The following is a 14,781-nucleotide window of genomic DNA, read 5'->3' on the forward strand; positions in this document are numbered from 1 at the left end:
TCAGAACGATTCCAACCATCGCGATCGGTTCGGGCTCGCCGCCCCATCGTGCGTTCACCTCCGGACGAATCCACCGCCGTCGGTCGAGATGATCTGATCGTGTGCTTCCAGACGTTCCAGATGGAGTTGCGCGGTGCGACGTTCGACCGCGTCGACGAACGGCAATTCGACGTGTGGTCGATAGACCAGACGGTGGGCGACGATGTTGGGAATCGTGCGCGGCCGAGCCAGGAATTCGAGGAGTCGTTCCTCTCGACGATGGATCACCGCTGCGTAGGCGTCGAGCCGGCGTCGGAACTCGGCCGACCCGTCGATGACCCCCTTCTGATGGAACGTGCCGTACCAGCGGGCGTCGATGGCGCGGACGCTTTCGATCGACATCAGGAAATCCTCGACGCTGCTACCGACGTCGCCGTACATCGGCCCGAACGAGGTGAGGTCGATGTCGGCAACGTACAAAAAGCCCGCCGGTTCGATCAGGACCCCGCAGTGCCCGGCGGTGTGGCCGGGCAGGTGGATCACGGTGGCGCTCGCATCGCCGAGATCGAACACGTGACCGTCGCCGACGCCGATGGCTTCCGGGAAGCCGTCGGGGAGTGCGAACTGATCTCCGATCTGTGCGTCGACGGCGTGACGTTCCTCGGATGTCAGCCCGTATCCGTCGAGGAGTACCTGCAGCGAGCGGACACCATCCACGTCCGCATGGTGGGCATACTTGTCGCCGGTGAAGTGCTTCAGCCCGGCGATGTGGTCCTCGTGGGCGTGACTGATCATCACCGCATCGGCGCCCACCGGATCGTGGTCGATGTCGAGCGAGGGATCGATCACCAACCGCGCCTGCGAACCGGTCACCACCACGGTGTTGCCGTATGGGAAGGCGCCACCGTGACTCGACGCCAACACGGTCACGTCGTCGAAGCGGGTTTCTCGAAAGTTCGACGCCATGCCCATTCCGTCTGCGTACTCGGAGGTCCGCATCGTGTCAATCGTCGGCCCGCCGATGGCTTTGCACCGGTCGATCTCCCACCGATCGGGGGTCAGGCGGTCGCGAGCAGCACGCCGACGCCGATGAACAACAACCCGAATGTGCGGTTGAGGTTCCGCTGTCCGCGCTCGCCGGTGGTCACCCTACGGAAGCCGCGGGCGATCAGCGCGAAGAACAGCCACATCACAACGATGTCGACGACGACGATCGTCGCTGCGATGACCGTATACTGCCGAACCAGCGACTGATCTGTGTGCACGAACCCTGGGATGAAAGCCAGCAGGAAGACGATCGCCTTGGGGTTGAGCAAGTTGACCCACAGGCCACGCAGGAACATCGACCATCTCGATTCCTGAACCGATGTCAGGGCCGGTTGGGATGCCGGGTCCTGGCGTCGGAGGAACTGGCGAAAGCCGAGGTAGACGAGATAGGCGGCGCCGGCGTAGCGGATCACCGCGAAGGTTGCTGGTGATTGCGAGACGACCACCCCGAGTCCGGCTGCGACCACGAGAAGTTGGATGACGAGTGCCGCCTGTTGGCCCAGCACGCCCCAGATCGCCCTGCGGAACCCGACGTTGAGTGAATTGCTCATCGTGTTGATCGCACCGGCACCGGGTGTGAAGCTGATGAGCAGGCACGCCGTCAGGAGCGCAAGCCAGGTCGAGATCTGCACCGCCCGAGGGTAGTGGGGTGGCCACGGGAAACCTGGGCGCGGGGTCTCCAGACCGGCGACGATGGGAAGATGGCGACGACCGCTGCGGTCAGTGAGGAGGCCTGACATGGCCAGACTGCTCTACTCAACAGCGTGAGTCACTGATGAACCTCGACGAGATCATCGACGAACTCTACGGCCTCCCGCCGGCCGAGTTCGTGCCGCGCCGGAAAGTGCTGTCGAAGGAGGCGAAGAGCGAGGGCCACGCGAGCCTCGCTGCCGAGGTCTCCGCCCTTCGGCGCCCCACCCGGGTTGCGTGGGCGGTGAACCAGTGGGCGAGACACGACCCCGACGGGGTCGGCGCCATCCTTGATCTGGCCGCGGAACTCGCGGCCGCCCAACGGCGTGCGGCGGCGGAACGCCTGCGGGACCTGTCCACCCGGCGCCAACGGCTGATCGCCGAAACGGTTGTGGCGGTGGCCGAGCGAGCGCGGGAAATGGATGCGGCACTCTCCGACAACGCGATTCGCGAGGTCGGACAGTCGCTGCGGGCCGCGCTCGCCGATCCCGAGGTGGGTGCGGCGCTGCAGCGTGGGCGGCTCGTCACCGCGGCTGAGTACAGCGGTTTCGGGCCGGCCGGGGTGTTCGCGGTGCCGGAGCCGGTGGCCGACGAACACGACCAGGACACCGAGGATCATCCCGATGACGATCCGGTCGCCGAGGCCGAGACATCTGACGCCCTCGACGAGCGAATCGCGGCCGCCACGGCGGCACTGAGATCCGCGGAGGAGGACGAACATCGTGCACGTGAGGACGTGGCGCAGCGTGCGGATCAGCGCGCCGAGGCGGCGCAGCGGGCGGATGAGCTGGCCGCACAGGCCGAACGAATGCGCGCGGAACTCGCCCACTGCGACGCCGAATTACGCTTCGCCCGGCGGCAGCTGAAGGTCGCCGACGATGAGGGTCAGAGTGCCGCACAGGCTTTGAGCGAGTTGCAGACACGGGTCGACCACGTTCGACGGCTCCTCGCCGGTCTCGAGGGGCGGTGAGAGGCGCGAGGGTTCCGCTCGTTCGACATCATCCCTGAGCGGACAGGATCTTGATCGCGAACACCAACGTGTCGCCCTTCTGGATCCCCGCATCCGGCATGCCTTCTGGGTATCCGTCGGCGGGCGCCATGGCAACCGCCACCGTCGAACCGACCTTCTGGCCGGCGATCGCCTTCTTGAAACCGGGCACGACTCCGTCGAGTGGGAAGTCGGCGGGCGTGCCGCGTTCGTAGCTGTTGTCGAAGACCTTCCCGTCTCGACCGTCGACGCCCATGTAGCAGACGGACACCGACGCCGTGTCGGGAACAACCGGGCCGTCACCGGCGGTCAAGGTGTGGACCTGTGTCTGGGTGACCGCGAAGGGTGTCTGGACATCGATCCGCGGGGCGGCCGTGTCGGTGGACCCGACCACCTCGACGCTGCCGGTGGATCCCTGGAGTGTCCATTCGGGGTCGACCGAACCCTGAGGGGCGTCGGAGGGGCACGTCGTGGCAGCGGCTGCGCTGGTCGGCGCGCTGTCGGTGGAATCGGTGGTGGGCTCGGTGCCCGAGTTGCAGGCGGTCAGCGTCAATGCGAGAGCTGTGACCGACAAGAGGGCGCCGCGACGGATGTTCATGCGGGTAACGCTACCGAAAGGGGTTCAATTCGAGGTAACGGACCGAACCTGTCCGCATCACCTGGCAGGGTGACCGGTATCGGCAGCTCACGATCGAGAGGAGACAGTGATGGCACGCGAGTTCCAGGTGACCTTCGACTGTGGCGACCCGGCGGCACTCGCCGGATTCTGGGCGGAGGTTCTCGGCTATCGGATACAGGACCCGCCACCAGGTTTCGACAGCTGGGAGGCCGCACTCGAAGCGATGGGCATACCCCCGGAGAACAGAAACGACGCCTCGGCGCTGATCGATCCGGCCGGAGTGGGCCCGCGGGTGTTCTTTCAACGGGTGCCCGAGGGCAAGTCGGCAAAGAATCGCCTGCATCTCGACGTCCGCTCGGCTCCCGGGCTCACCGGCGACGAGCGGATGGCAGCCCTCGAAGTGGAATGCACGAGGACGGTCGGACTCGGCGCGAGTCGCCTGGCACGCCATGAGCCCGCGCCGCCGCTCGAGGGCGGGCACATCGTGATGACAGATCCCGAAGGAAACGAGTTCTGTCTGGACTGACCCGGTTCGAAGGGCGTCGACCTGCTGGTCGTCTAACGAACGGGCAGCGAGTCGTCACGGCACAGGACGAAGAAATACGGCTGCGCCGAGCCTTTCATGTCCATCGCTCCGAGGACCGACCGGTCGGACAGCCGGCGGAACACATCGTTGATCGGTAGCTGGTCGTACATCATCGTGGCCGTTTCGGTCCCTCGATACCCGGTGGTTCGCAGGCGTGCCTTGGCACTCCGGGCCCGGACGATCGGTCTCAGCACGGCGATCGGAGTCGCGAACGACAGTCGTTTCACCACCGGAAAACGAGCCAGGCCAACGCCGCGAAAGGCGTGAACCGGATTCATCGGCCAGAGTGACGATCCGTCACGCGCGGGGAACAGCAATGGGTGCACCGTCTCGGCGTCGATGAATTGCTTTCCCCACCAACCGCTTGCGGCGAGTAAGCCGTCCATCGGGTGGCCGGTGGGCAGTTCGGCACCTCGCCAGGTGCCGAGCATTGCGTGGGTCTCCACCGGTTCCGAGGAATCGAACAACTCCAGGGCCGCCGATGTCGTGGTCGGCACGGTCGTCATGAGGTCCTCGAGGCGCATGCGGCGATGATAGACGACCGGATTCTCAGTCTGCCCGGGTCGGGCCGTGGGCGGACAGACAGCGGGCGATCGTCGTCCGGGTCTCCGCGGGGTCGATCACCGAATCTATCTCGAACACGCTTGCCACATTGAGGGCCTTGCCGTGTTCGTAGTGCATCGCGACGAGTTCCTCATAGCGAGCCTGCCGTTCGGCGGAATCGTCGATGGCCTCCAGTTGATCCCGGTAGCCGAGACGAACGGCACCTTCGAGGCCCATGCCGCCGAACTCACCGGTCGGCCACGAGAGCGTCGCCACCGGAGCATGGAGGTCACCGCCCGCCATCGCCATGGCCCCGAGGCCGTAGGCCTTGCGGAGGACCACCATGATGAGAGGAACGGTCAGTCGGGCGCCGGGCCCGGAACATAGCGCTGAAGCGCCGAACCGTCGCGGTCTTCTCGGCCTCCGGACCGACCATGAAACCCGGTGTGTCGCAAAGGGACACGATCGGCAATCGGTGTGCCTCGCAGAGTTCGAGGAAGCGTACTGCCTTGTCGGCGGCGTCGCCGTCGAGCGCACCCCCGAGATGCTGTGAATTGTTGGCGATGATGCCGACCGCGACGCCGTCGAGACGGGCGAGTGCCGTCACGATGCCGTGGCCGAACCCGGCGCGGAGCTCGAAGACAGTGTCGGTGTCACACAGCGTCTCGAGGACCGGCCGGATCGGATACGCGCGCAGCCGGTTCTCGGGAACGAGGTGGCGCAGCCGTCGCTGGTCTTCGGCGTCAGGGTCACCGGATTCCGTCGGCGAATGGAAGTAGGAGAGGTACCGCCGGGTGTCGGCGAGAGCCGCGGCGTCGTCGGCGACCAGGCGGTCGACCACACCGTTGGCCCACTGCACATCCATCGGGCCGACCTCGCCCGGCGCGACCCGGCCGAGCCCGCCACCTTCGATCATCGCCGGTCCGCCCATACCCAGACTCGATCCCTCGGTGGCGACGATGATGTCGCAACTCCCGGCCAGCGCGGCGTTCCCGGCGAAGCAATATCCTGCGACAACCGCGACGGTCGGAACCCTGCCGTTGAGCTGGGCCATCAGCCGGAAGGTGGTGACGTCGAGCTGGGCAACCGCCGAGGTGTCCGTGTCGCCGGGCCGACCGCCGCCGCCCTCGGCGAACAGCACGAGTGGCAGACCGCGGCGGTGTGCGAGCTCCAACAGACGATCGGTCTTCTGATGGTTGTGCAGACCCTGTGTTCCGGCGAGCACGGTGTAGTCGTAGGACATCACGGCGACGGGCATGCCGCCGACCCGGCCCGTTCCGGTGATCAGTCCGTCGGCCGGGGTTCGGTCGATCAGTTCGTCGACGCTGCGCCGGCGGCGCTGGGCCGCGATCGTCAGCGCGCCGTACTCGACGAAGCTGTTCTCGTCCAGGAGGGCTCCGAGTCCTTCGCGGACGGTGATCCGGTCCTTCGCGTGACGTTTGTCGACCGCTTCGGGGCGGCCTTCGTCGCGGGTCTTGTGGTGCCGTGCGAGCACGTCGGCGAGATCGGGCCGAATGCTGGCGAGTTCGATCTCGGCGTCGGCGTCGTCGGCCCGGTCATCGATGTCGGCGGTCACCACGAACGCGACCGGTTCGTCCATCTCCACGGCGTCACCCACGCGGACGCTGAGTGCGGTGACCTTCCCGACGACCGGGCTGTGCACGACGTGCTCCATCTTCATCGATTCGAGCACGACGATCTCGGTTCTGGTGGTGACCACATCTCCCACGGCGGCCGGAAGCGACACCACAACGCCGCGGAACGGGCTCGGGACCATATGCGCTCCCGCGGGAGGCTGTGTCGCCGTGCGCGGTTGACCGACCTCGGGCTCGAGCTCGGCGACGGCTGTGCCGGTGGGCAGGAGCGACAGGCCAGTGGCGGTGGCGAGTTCGGCGAGGTGGCGATCGACGAACGTCGTGTCGATGCCACCGTCGCCGAGTTCTGGTCGCGCCAGGATGGCTTGCAGCAGAGAGGTGTTGACGGGAACGCCGGAGATGTCGAAGGCGGCCAGGGCGCGGGTGCAGTCGCGGGCGGCGGATTTGGTGTCGACGCCCCGCACGATCACCTTGGCGAGCAGCGAATCATAGCGAGGACCGATCTCGTAGCCCACGTACCCGTGGGTGTCGACCCGGATGTTGCGTCCGCTGGGCGGTTGATATCGGTGTAGCCGACCCGTGCCGGAGGTCACCTCGCCGTCGGCGCCGACGGTCTCGGTGTTGACCCGTGCCTCGATGGCGACACCTCGTGGTGGCGGACACGAGGTAAGGCCCAGGTCGGCGAGGGTCACGCCGCTCGCGACGCGCAGCGCCAGCTCGACCAGATCGAGGCCGGTGGTCTCCTCGGTCACAGTGTGTTCCACCTGGATTCGAGGGTTCACCTCGAGAAACGCGAATGTCTCGCGGCCGACGAGGAATTCGACCGTCGCGAGTCCGCGATACCCCGACATGAGCTTCTGCGCGGCGTTGTGGAGTTCCTCCCGTACAACGGCATCGAGAGCGGGCGCCGGAGCGATCTCCACGAGCTTCTGACGCCGGCGCTGGACCGAACAATCGCGATCGCCGAGGACGACGACATCTGCGCCGTCGCCGAGCACCTGCACCTCGACGTGACGGGCATCGTCGAGCACTTCCTCGACGTAGACCGACGAGTCCCCGAATGCCGCGCGGGCCTCGGACGAGCAGCGCTCGAGAGCCGAGTCGAGGTCATCTCGATGGGATACGTGACGCATCCCGCGTCCGCCGCCGCCCGCCACCGCTTTCACCATCACCGATGCCCCGTCACCTAGTTGGTCCCAGAGCGATTGCGCCGCAGTGAGATCGGCTGGGGAGTCTGTTGCCGTGATCGTCGGTACACCGCACCGGGCCGCATGGTCACGCGCAGACGACTTGTTCCCGAACCGTTCCAGATGTTCGGGTGCCGGACCGACGAACGCGATGCCGGCATCGGCGCAAGCGCGGGCCAGGGCGGGGTTCTCCGCGAGAAATCCGTAACCGGGATGGAGCAGCGTGCAGTCCGTGGTGCGGGCAGCGTCGACGACCGCACCGATGTCGAGATAACTGGTGGCGCCGGCGCCCGTCAGTGTGACGGCCTCGTCGGCGCGGTTGACGTGGGCGCACGTGGCGTCGTCGTCGGGGTGGATGGCCACCGTCGGGATGCCCATGGAGGCCGCGGTTGCCAGGATCCGGACGGCGATCTCACCGCGATTGGCGACCAGCAGTTTCATCGAGGCGCCTTTCCCAGAGGACCTATCTGCACACCGCTCCCTCGGACGCCGAAGTGACGAGTTTCGCGTACTTCGCGAGGACACCACGCGTGTAGCGCGGTGGCAGGGGAGCGAATCCCTGTGCGCGCTTGTCGAGTTCGTGCTCGTCGACAAGCAGGTCGAGAGTTCCGGTTCCGACATCGAGGCGTATCCGGTCGCCGTCCTCGACGAGTGCGATGGGGCCGCCGTCGACGGCCTCCGGAGCCACGTGCCCGACACACAGTCCGGTGGTCCCGCCGGAGAATCGGCCGTCGGTCATCAGGAGCACGTCCTTGCCCAGCCCGGCACCCTTGATCGCACCTGTGATCGCCAGCATCTCGCGCATACCGGGGCCGCCCTTGGGGCCCTCGTAGCGGATCACCACGACGTCCCCGGCGGTGATGGTGCCGTCTTCTAGGGCATCCATCGCGGCACGCTCGCGGTCGAAGACTCGCGCAACGCCTTCGAAGACGTCGGAATCAAAGCCGGCCGACTTCACGACGGCACCCTGAGGCGCGAGCGAGCCCTTCAGGATCGTGATCCCCCCGGTCGGGTGGATCGGTCTCGTCGTGGCTCTCAGGACGAGACCGTCGGGATCGGGTGGTGCGATGTCGGCCAGGTTCTCGGCCACCGTCTTTCCGGTGACCGTGAGGCAATCGCCGTGCATCAGCCCGGCATCGAGCAGAGCCTTCATGACGACCGGGACACCGCCGATCCGGTCGACGTCGGTCATCACGTGCTTGCCGAACGGCTTGACGTCGGCGAGATGCGGTACCCGCGAACCGATCCGGGAGAAATCGTCGAGCGACAGCTCGACCTCCGCCTCGTTCGCGATCGCGAGGAGATGCAGGACGGCGTTGGTGGAGCCACCGAAGGCCATCACGACGGCGATCGCGTTCTCGAATGCCTCCCGGGTCATGATGTCGCGTGCGGTGATGCCGCGCCGCAGGAGTTCGACCACAGCCTCGCCGCTCTCGCGCGCATACCGGTCGCGCCTCCGGTCAGGTGCGGGTGGCGCCGCACTGCCCGGCAACGACATGCCGATCGCCTCCGCGGCGCTGGCCATCGTGTTGGCGGTGTACATCCCGCCGCACGCACCTTCGCCGGGACAGATCGCGCGTTCGATGGTGTCGACGTCCTCACGACTCATCAATCCGCGTGAGCAGGCACCGACCGCCTCGAAGGCATCGATGATCGTCACTTGTCGTTCCGAACCGTCCGAGAGGGTCGCGTACCCCGGCAGGGTGGAGCCGGCATAGAGGAAGACATTGGCGAGGTCGAGACGGGCGGCCGCCATCAGCATTCCGGGGAGCGACTTGTCGCAACCGGCGAGAAGCACTGAGCCGTCGAGGCGTTCGGCGCTCATCACGGTCTCGACGCTGTCGGCGATCACCTCACGAGAGACCAGCGAGAAATGCATGCCCTCGTGCCCCATCGAGATGCCGTCGGACACCGAGATGGTGCCGAACTCCAGGGGATATCCGCCTGCGGAGTGGATACCCTCCTTGACGGCTTTCGCGAGGCGGTCCAACGAGAGGTTGCAGGGGGTTATCTCGTTCCACGACGAGCCGACGCCGATCTGTGGTTTCACCCAGTCGTCGTCGCCCATGCCGACAGCGCGCAGCATGCCGCGTGCTGCCGTCTTCTCGAGACCATCGGTGACGTCTCGACTCCTGGGCTTGATGTCGACGTCGGTGGCTGGAGAGTCCGGTGTTCGATTGGCCATATCCGTCACGATAGATGCGTCGGCGGCGTCGTGATGACAGTTGCGGGTCCGAGCGCCCTGATTCGCATGAGACCGACAAGGCGCCCCATGGCCGTGCAGGGAGCCCGTAGCATCGGGTCATGAGTGCTTATGTGACGACCAACCCGACGACCGGTAGGACTGAGCACGAATACCCAGGCCTGCCGGACGACCAGATCAACGACATCGCCGAGCGATCCGCGAACGGATTCGAGACCTGGCGGTACGCATCGGTGGCCGAACGTGCCGAAGCGCTCGCCAGAACCGCCGACCTGTACGAGAAACGCTCGACAGAACTGGCGCAGGCCATCACCACGGAAATGGGCAAGCCGACCAAGCAGGCGGCCGGGGAGGTGCAGCTCGCGGCGGACATCTACCGCTGGTACGCCGAACACGGCCCCGAACTGCTCGCGACCGAGACGCTCGATCCCCAGGGCGCGGCGGAATCGCTCGTCCAGACCTTGCCGATCGGCCCCCTCGTCGGCGTGATGCCGTGGAACTACCCGTACTATCAGGTGGCTCGGTTCGTCGCGCCGAACCTGTTGGTGGGCAACACGATCATCCTCAAACATGCATCCATCTGCGCTGCCTCGGCCGCGCTCATGGCCGATGTGTTGCATGACGCATCGGTGCCCCGGGACGTGTACATCAACGCGTACGCGAGCGCCGATCAGGTCGCCGAACTCCTCAGGCATCCGGCCATTCGCGGGGTCTCCCTCACGGGCAGCGAGGCTGCCGGCGCGTCGGTGGCCGAGGTGGCCGCCAAGAATCTGAAGAAGTCCGTCCTCGAACTCGGCGGCTCGGATCCGTTCGTCCTGCTGGACACCGACGACATGGCTCGAACGGCGCGGATCGCCGCGCGCGCCCGTCTCTCAAATGCCGGTCAGGCGTGTAACTCCCCGAAACGCTTCATCGTCGTGGACGATCTCTTCGACGACTTCGTCGATGGGCTGGTGGGAGAGTTCGACCAGGCCGTGGTGGGGGATCCGACCGACCCGGACACCGACGTCGGACCATTGTCGTCGGTGTCCGCGCGCGACACGGTCGTCGAGCAGGTCACGACGGCGGTGAACCAGGGCGCGACGCTGCACACCGGCGGTACACCGGTGGACGGCGACGGCGCGTTCATGCGACCCGCCGTGCTCACGGGTGTCACGCCGAAGATGGACGCCTATGCCGAGGAGATCTTCGGTCCGGTCGCCATGGTCTACCGGGTGCAGTCCGCCGACGATGCGGTGGCACTGGCGAATGACGTCGCCTTCGGTCTCAGCGGATCGGTCTGGAGTACCGACATCGCCAGGGCCGCAGAGGTCGCAGACCGCCTCGATGTCGGGATGGCGTACATCAACGAACACGGTACGACGTTGCCCGGCCTGCCATTCGGAGGCGTGAAACGCTCCGGCTATGGACGCGAGCTGGGCCGATGGGGGATGGGTGAGTTCGTCAACACCAAACTCCGTCGCACCGCGACGCACTGATCCACCCGAGGCGCATCACGCCAACAGCGAGCTGATCCAGCTGTCGGTATCGGTCACCGTCGCCTGGCGCGGGAACACCTCGTCCATCAGCACGCGGTGCACGGTGGCATTGGTGTCCGCGCACGCGTCCTCGAGAACGATGATGCGGTAGTCGAGGTCGGCGGCCTGTCGCAGGGTCGACAGGACGACTCCACTGGTGGAGATGCCGCTCAGCACCAGCGTGTCGGCGCCCGCGCCGCGGAGGAGGACGTCGAGGTCGCTGCCGGTGAATGCACTGATCCGACGTTTGGTGATGATCGGTTCGCCGGCCCCCGGTGCGAGTGATTCGTGGATCTGGGTGCCGAGCCCGGTCTCGATCATCGTGTCGCCGGCGTGCTGCTTGGCGGCGGCGAAACTCTGGTTGGTCTCCGCGATCTCCGGGTATCCGGTGCGGAACGCCACCCGGACGAAGAACACGGGGACGTCGGCGGTGCGCGCTGCCGCGACGGCGCGGCCCGCGGGTGCGAGAACGCCGGGTGAGCTGAGGCGATCGACGATTCCGTTCTGGAAATCCATCGCGAGCAGGACCGATCGTGAGTGAGTCATACGGCAAACAATAGACAGTCCGGACTGTTAAATTCAAACTGCTCAGTCTAGACTGTCGATTATGTCCGAAAACACGCCCACTGCGGTCTCGCGGGCCGCCCCGTCGGCACTCCAGGTCGCGCTCGACACCAGAGTGGCGATCGGCCGCCTCATCCGTCGCCTCCGCGAGGTCTCCGACGGCCAGGAACTGTCTGCAGCACAGGCGTCTGTCCTGGCGAGGGTCGGTAAAGGGGAGGCCTCATCGGCGTCCGCCCTCGCCGCGCTGGAAGGGGTCCGACCGCAATCGATGGCCGCGACGATCTCGGCGCTCGAAGACATCGGACTCGTCAGCCGGACGCAGGATCCCACCGATCGTCGCCGCCAGCTCGTGGTCCTGACCGATGCGGGCCGCGACGCCGAGACGGGGAACCGCGATGCCCGGCATGAATGGCTCGCACGCACGCTCGAGGAGACGCTCACGGAAACGGAGCTCGGGGATCTCCACCGGGCCGCCGGGATCCTCGAGAAGCTGTCCCGCCGATGACCGCGCCCACCACCGTCCCGAACGTCCGCTCCGAACGGTTCGATCGACGTCTTCTGGCGCCGATGATGCTCGGATCCATCCTCAATCCGATCAATTCCTCGATCATCGCGGTCGCGCTGGTGCCCATCGCGGTGGCCTTCGGTGCGCCGGCGTCCGAGACCGCCTGGCTGGTTTCGGCGTTGTATCTCGCGACGTCCATCGGCCAGCCGCTGTTCGGTCGACTGGTCGACATCTTCGGGCCCCGGCCGCTGTATCTGATCGGGGCGGTGCTCACCGGGATCGCGGGCCTGTTGGGCACGTTCGCCCCCGGCCTCTGGATGCTCATCGCCGCTCGGGTCGTACTGGGATTCGGCACGTGCGCGGCTTATCCGGCGTCGATGTACCTGATCCGCAGCGAGGAGAAGAGAACCGGCGTCTCCAGTCCGGCAGGCGTATTGACGGCGCTGTCGGTGACCACCCAGACCATCGCCGTGGTGGGCCCGACGCTCGGTGGGCTCCTCATCGGAATCGGCGGATGGCGAGCGGTTTTCGCCATCAACATCCCATTGTCGGTGGCGTGCCTGATCCTCGGACTGCTGGTCCTCCCGCGTCGCACTCCCTTGGCGGCGCGTTCCGGTCCCGACGCCAGGTTCGATGTGGTCGGGGTGGTTCTCTTCTCCGGGATGATGATCTCGATCCTCGTCCTGCTGATGGATTTCCGCATTGATCGTGTGTGGCTGATCGCGGTTGCTCTCGTCGCCGCGGGTGGCTTCGCGATTCGTGAACTGCGCGCCCGCGACCCGTTCATCGACGTGCGCGTACTCGGTGGGAATGTGCCGTTGGTCGTCACCTACCTCCGTTCGGTCCTCGGGGCGACGGTGACGTACGCGTTCCTCTACGGATTCACGCAATGGCTCGAAGGCGGACGTGGGTTGTCGGCTTCGCAGGCCGGACTCGTCCTGATGCCCGCCTTCGCAACCGGCATCGTGGTGGCGGTGGTGACCGGCCGACGACCGCAGATCCGTGGGAAGCTGCTCGTCGGTGCGTCGGCCATGGTGGTGGCCTGTGTGCTGATGCTGTTGGTGCACCAGACCTCGGCGGTCTGGTTCCTGATCGTGATCGCCGTGATCGTCGGTGTTCCACAAGGATTGGTCAATCTGGCGATCCAGAACACTCTCTATCACCAGGCAGATCCGGAGCGAATGGGCGCCTCGTCCGGTCTCCTTCGTACGTTCATGTATCTCGGCGCGATGCTCGCATCGAGTGCGAGCGGTGCCTTGTTCGGCGAGCAGGCGACCGATGGCGGCCTCCACGAACTGGCCGTGTTCATGTTGATCGCCGCGGTGTTGCTGGTGCTCGTCACGCTGCTCGACCGATCGCTGATCAGGGTCGACCGAGCAGCAGGCGAGGGGCGGCGAGCGACCGTGTCGTCGAGCCGGTCGTAGTCGTCAGGTCGATGGGGTTGATGCGTCGATCGGCCGGGACATGATCGGGGTGGCACGGAGTTCGGCGCGGTTCACGACGACCAGCCATGCCGCGAGCGTGGCGAAGAGCATCGGGATGAGCAGATCCAACTGCGGAACCACGGCCAGCGCCAGGAACAGGCTCATCCATCCGTTGCGCGTGGCGGCCACCACGATTCCGGCGGTGGCAGCGGCCACGGTCACCGTCACCGGAAGGTCCGGCCACAAGGCGTGGATTGCGAAACCGAATGCGGCGCCGACGAAGACGGCCGGGAAGATCCGTCCACCGCGGAAGCCCGCCGCGCTGGCGATGAGCAGTGCGACCAGCTTGATGCCGGCCAACGCGAGAAATCCGAGTGCGGTCGTCGTCGCCATGCGATCGGGCAGTTCCTTCATCTGCTCGAGGCCTTTGAACAACGTGATGGTGCCACCGGCCGCACCGAGCAGTCCCAACAAGAGGCCCGCTCCCGTGAGCAGGACGACCGGATTTCCGATCCGGTGAAGCAGTTTGTGCAAGGGGTCGAACACACGTGAGGCGACGACCCCGATCGCAGCGGCAACCATCGCGACGCCGATCGCGACAAACACCTCCGCCACGCTGCCGAAGTCGTCGGCGGGCAGACCGAGCGACATGTCGAGGTCGGTGAAGTGAGTGATGATGAACGAGCCCGTCGCCGCGGCGACCAGCGGTATGTAGAGGCGGTTCCAGAGGGGCACGCGCTGGTCGCCCTCGTTCGCCTCGGACAGCATGAGGGCGGCCGCGACGGGTGTCCCGAAAAGTGCACCGACGGTGGCCGACGTCGACAACCCCACCCAGTCGTGTGTGGTCACCTTGGGAACGAATCGGGCGCCGATGGCCACCACCAGCGCCGCATTGATCGCCATGATCGGATTCTCGGGTCCCAGGCTGATGCCACCGGCCAGGCCGAGGATCGCGGCCACCGCGAGCCCGGGAACCACCTTGGGCGCGAGTGGCGCGGCCACCAATTCCGTGGTGGCCGGATCGTCCCCGGCGTGTCCCGGCACATAACGGACGACGAGCCCAACGAGCAGGCCGGTCGCGGTGAGGACAGCCAGGATCCACCACCAGGTGTCCGAAGAGATCCCGAGTGCGTCGGTCAGATCATCCCAGACCAGATGCTCGATCAACTCGGCCAGCGCCGATATGCCCCAGAGCAGCAGGGCGCAGACCGCGCCCACCACCATTCCGACGGGAGTCATGGCGATCAGCCGACCTACCGGGACGCGGAAGTCCTCCGGCGGTTGGGGATTGCTGTCTTCGGGGCTCATCGTGACGGCTCCTCACCTCCCTCGAC

The 14,781-nt window shown here is 66.4% G+C and carries 12 protein-coding genes and 1 pseudogene; 5 read left to right on the plus strand and 8 right to left on the minus strand.

Annotation, left to right across the window (positions count from 1 at the left end; all coding sequences use genetic code 11):
* Nucleotides 1-54 precede the first annotated feature (54 nt).
* Together ACPXCG_RS21115 and ACPXCG_RS21120 are read right to left on the minus strand one after the other, a co-directional pair.
* Complete coding sequence (locus ACPXCG_RS21115; RefSeq protein WP_425794282.1) at nt 55-951, minus strand: MBL fold metallo-hydrolase; 897 nt, start codon at nt 949-951, stop codon at nt 55-57.
* A gap of 86 nt (nt 952-1,037) precedes the next feature.
* Complete coding sequence (locus tag ACPXCG_RS21120; RefSeq protein WP_425794140.1) at nt 1,038-1,658, minus strand: LysE family transporter; 621 nt, start codon at nt 1,656-1,658, stop codon at nt 1,038-1,040.
* A 143-nt stretch (nt 1,659-1,801) separates the two neighbouring features.
* Here ACPXCG_RS21120 and ACPXCG_RS21125 point away from each other — a divergent pair, with 143 nt between their 5' ends.
* Nucleotides 1,802-2,686 (plus strand): hypothetical protein, encoded by an 885-nt coding sequence (locus ACPXCG_RS21125; RefSeq protein ID WP_425794141.1) that lies wholly within the window; start codon nt 1,802-1,804, stop codon nt 2,684-2,686.
* A gap of 28 nt (nt 2,687-2,714) precedes the next feature.
* Here ACPXCG_RS21125 and ACPXCG_RS21130 read toward each other — a convergent pair whose 3' ends face one another.
* Nucleotides 2,715-3,302 carry an FKBP-type peptidyl-prolyl cis-trans isomerase gene (locus ACPXCG_RS21130; RefSeq protein WP_425794142.1) on the minus strand — a complete coding sequence of 196 codons (588 nt, stop codon included), beginning with the start codon at nt 3,300-3,302 and terminating at the stop codon, nt 2,715-2,717.
* 109 nt (nt 3,303-3,411) lie between these two features.
* On the opposite strand from ACPXCG_RS21130, the gene ACPXCG_RS21135 reads away from it, so the two are divergent.
* A complete protein-coding gene (locus tag ACPXCG_RS21135; RefSeq protein WP_425794143.1) occupies nt 3,412-3,849 on the plus strand; it encodes a VOC family protein in 438 nt (145 codons plus the stop codon).
* 32 nt (nt 3,850-3,881) lie between these two features.
* Here the strand turns inward: ACPXCG_RS21135 and ACPXCG_RS21140 are convergent, their stop codons facing one another.
* The 3 genes and pseudogenes from ACPXCG_RS21140 to ilvD all read right to left on the minus strand — a co-directional run bounded on the left by ACPXCG_RS21140 (nt 3,882) and on the right by ilvD (nt 9,419).
* Nucleotides 3,882-4,433 carry a DUF4334 domain-containing protein gene (locus ACPXCG_RS21140; protein ID WP_425794145.1) on the minus strand — a complete coding sequence of 184 codons (552 nt, stop codon included), beginning with the start codon at nt 4,431-4,433 and terminating at the stop codon, nt 3,882-3,884.
* Between the two features lie 25 nt (nt 4,434-4,458).
* Nucleotides 4,459-7,675: pseudogene (locus tag ACPXCG_RS21145) on the minus strand (carboxyl transferase domain-containing protein).
* Between the two features lie 22 nt (nt 7,676-7,697).
* Nucleotides 7,698-9,419 carry a dihydroxy-acid dehydratase gene (gene ilvD / locus ACPXCG_RS21150; RefSeq protein ID WP_425794146.1) on the minus strand — a complete coding sequence of 574 codons (1,722 nt, stop codon included), beginning with the start codon at nt 9,417-9,419 and terminating at the stop codon, nt 7,698-7,700.
* Between the two features lie 119 nt (nt 9,420-9,538).
* Between ilvD and ACPXCG_RS21155 the strand changes: the two genes are divergently transcribed.
* On the plus strand, nt 9,539-10,915 hold the full coding sequence (locus ACPXCG_RS21155; RefSeq protein WP_425794147.1) for an NAD-dependent succinate-semialdehyde dehydrogenase: 1,377 nt from the start codon (nt 9,539-9,541) through the stop codon (nt 10,913-10,915).
* 15 nt (nt 10,916-10,930) lie between these two features.
* Here ACPXCG_RS21155 and ACPXCG_RS21160 read toward each other — a convergent pair whose 3' ends face one another.
* Nucleotides 10,931-11,500, minus strand: coding sequence for a cysteine hydrolase family protein (locus ACPXCG_RS21160; protein ID WP_425794149.1), 570 nt, complete (start codon nt 11,498-11,500; stop codon nt 10,931-10,933).
* 61 nt (nt 11,501-11,561) lie between these two features.
* Between ACPXCG_RS21160 and ACPXCG_RS21165 the strand changes: the two genes are divergently transcribed.
* Nucleotides 11,562-12,023: a MarR family winged helix-turn-helix transcriptional regulator gene (locus tag ACPXCG_RS21165; protein WP_425794151.1), complete on the plus strand. Its 462-nt coding sequence runs from the start codon at nt 11,562-11,564 to the stop codon at nt 12,021-12,023.
* Nucleotides 12,020-13,447 (plus strand): MFS transporter, encoded by a 1,428-nt coding sequence (locus ACPXCG_RS21170; RefSeq protein WP_425794152.1) that lies wholly within the window; start codon nt 12,020-12,022, stop codon nt 13,445-13,447. Before ACPXCG_RS21165 ends, ACPXCG_RS21170 begins: the two co-directional genes overlap by 4 nt.
* Before the next feature lie 3 nt (nt 13,448-13,450).
* Here the strand turns inward: ACPXCG_RS21170 and ACPXCG_RS21175 are convergent, their stop codons facing one another.
* Entirely contained in the window at nt 13,451-14,755 is a 1,305-nt protein-coding gene (locus tag ACPXCG_RS21175) for an ion channel protein (RefSeq protein ID WP_425794153.1), read from the minus strand.
* Between the last annotated feature and the right edge of the window lie 26 nt (nt 14,756-14,781).

The sequence above is a fragment of the Gordonia sp. DT218 genome, from assembly GCF_049847105.1.
In the GTDB taxonomy this organism is placed as follows: Bacteria; Actinomycetota; Actinomycetes; order Mycobacteriales; family Mycobacteriaceae; genus Gordonia.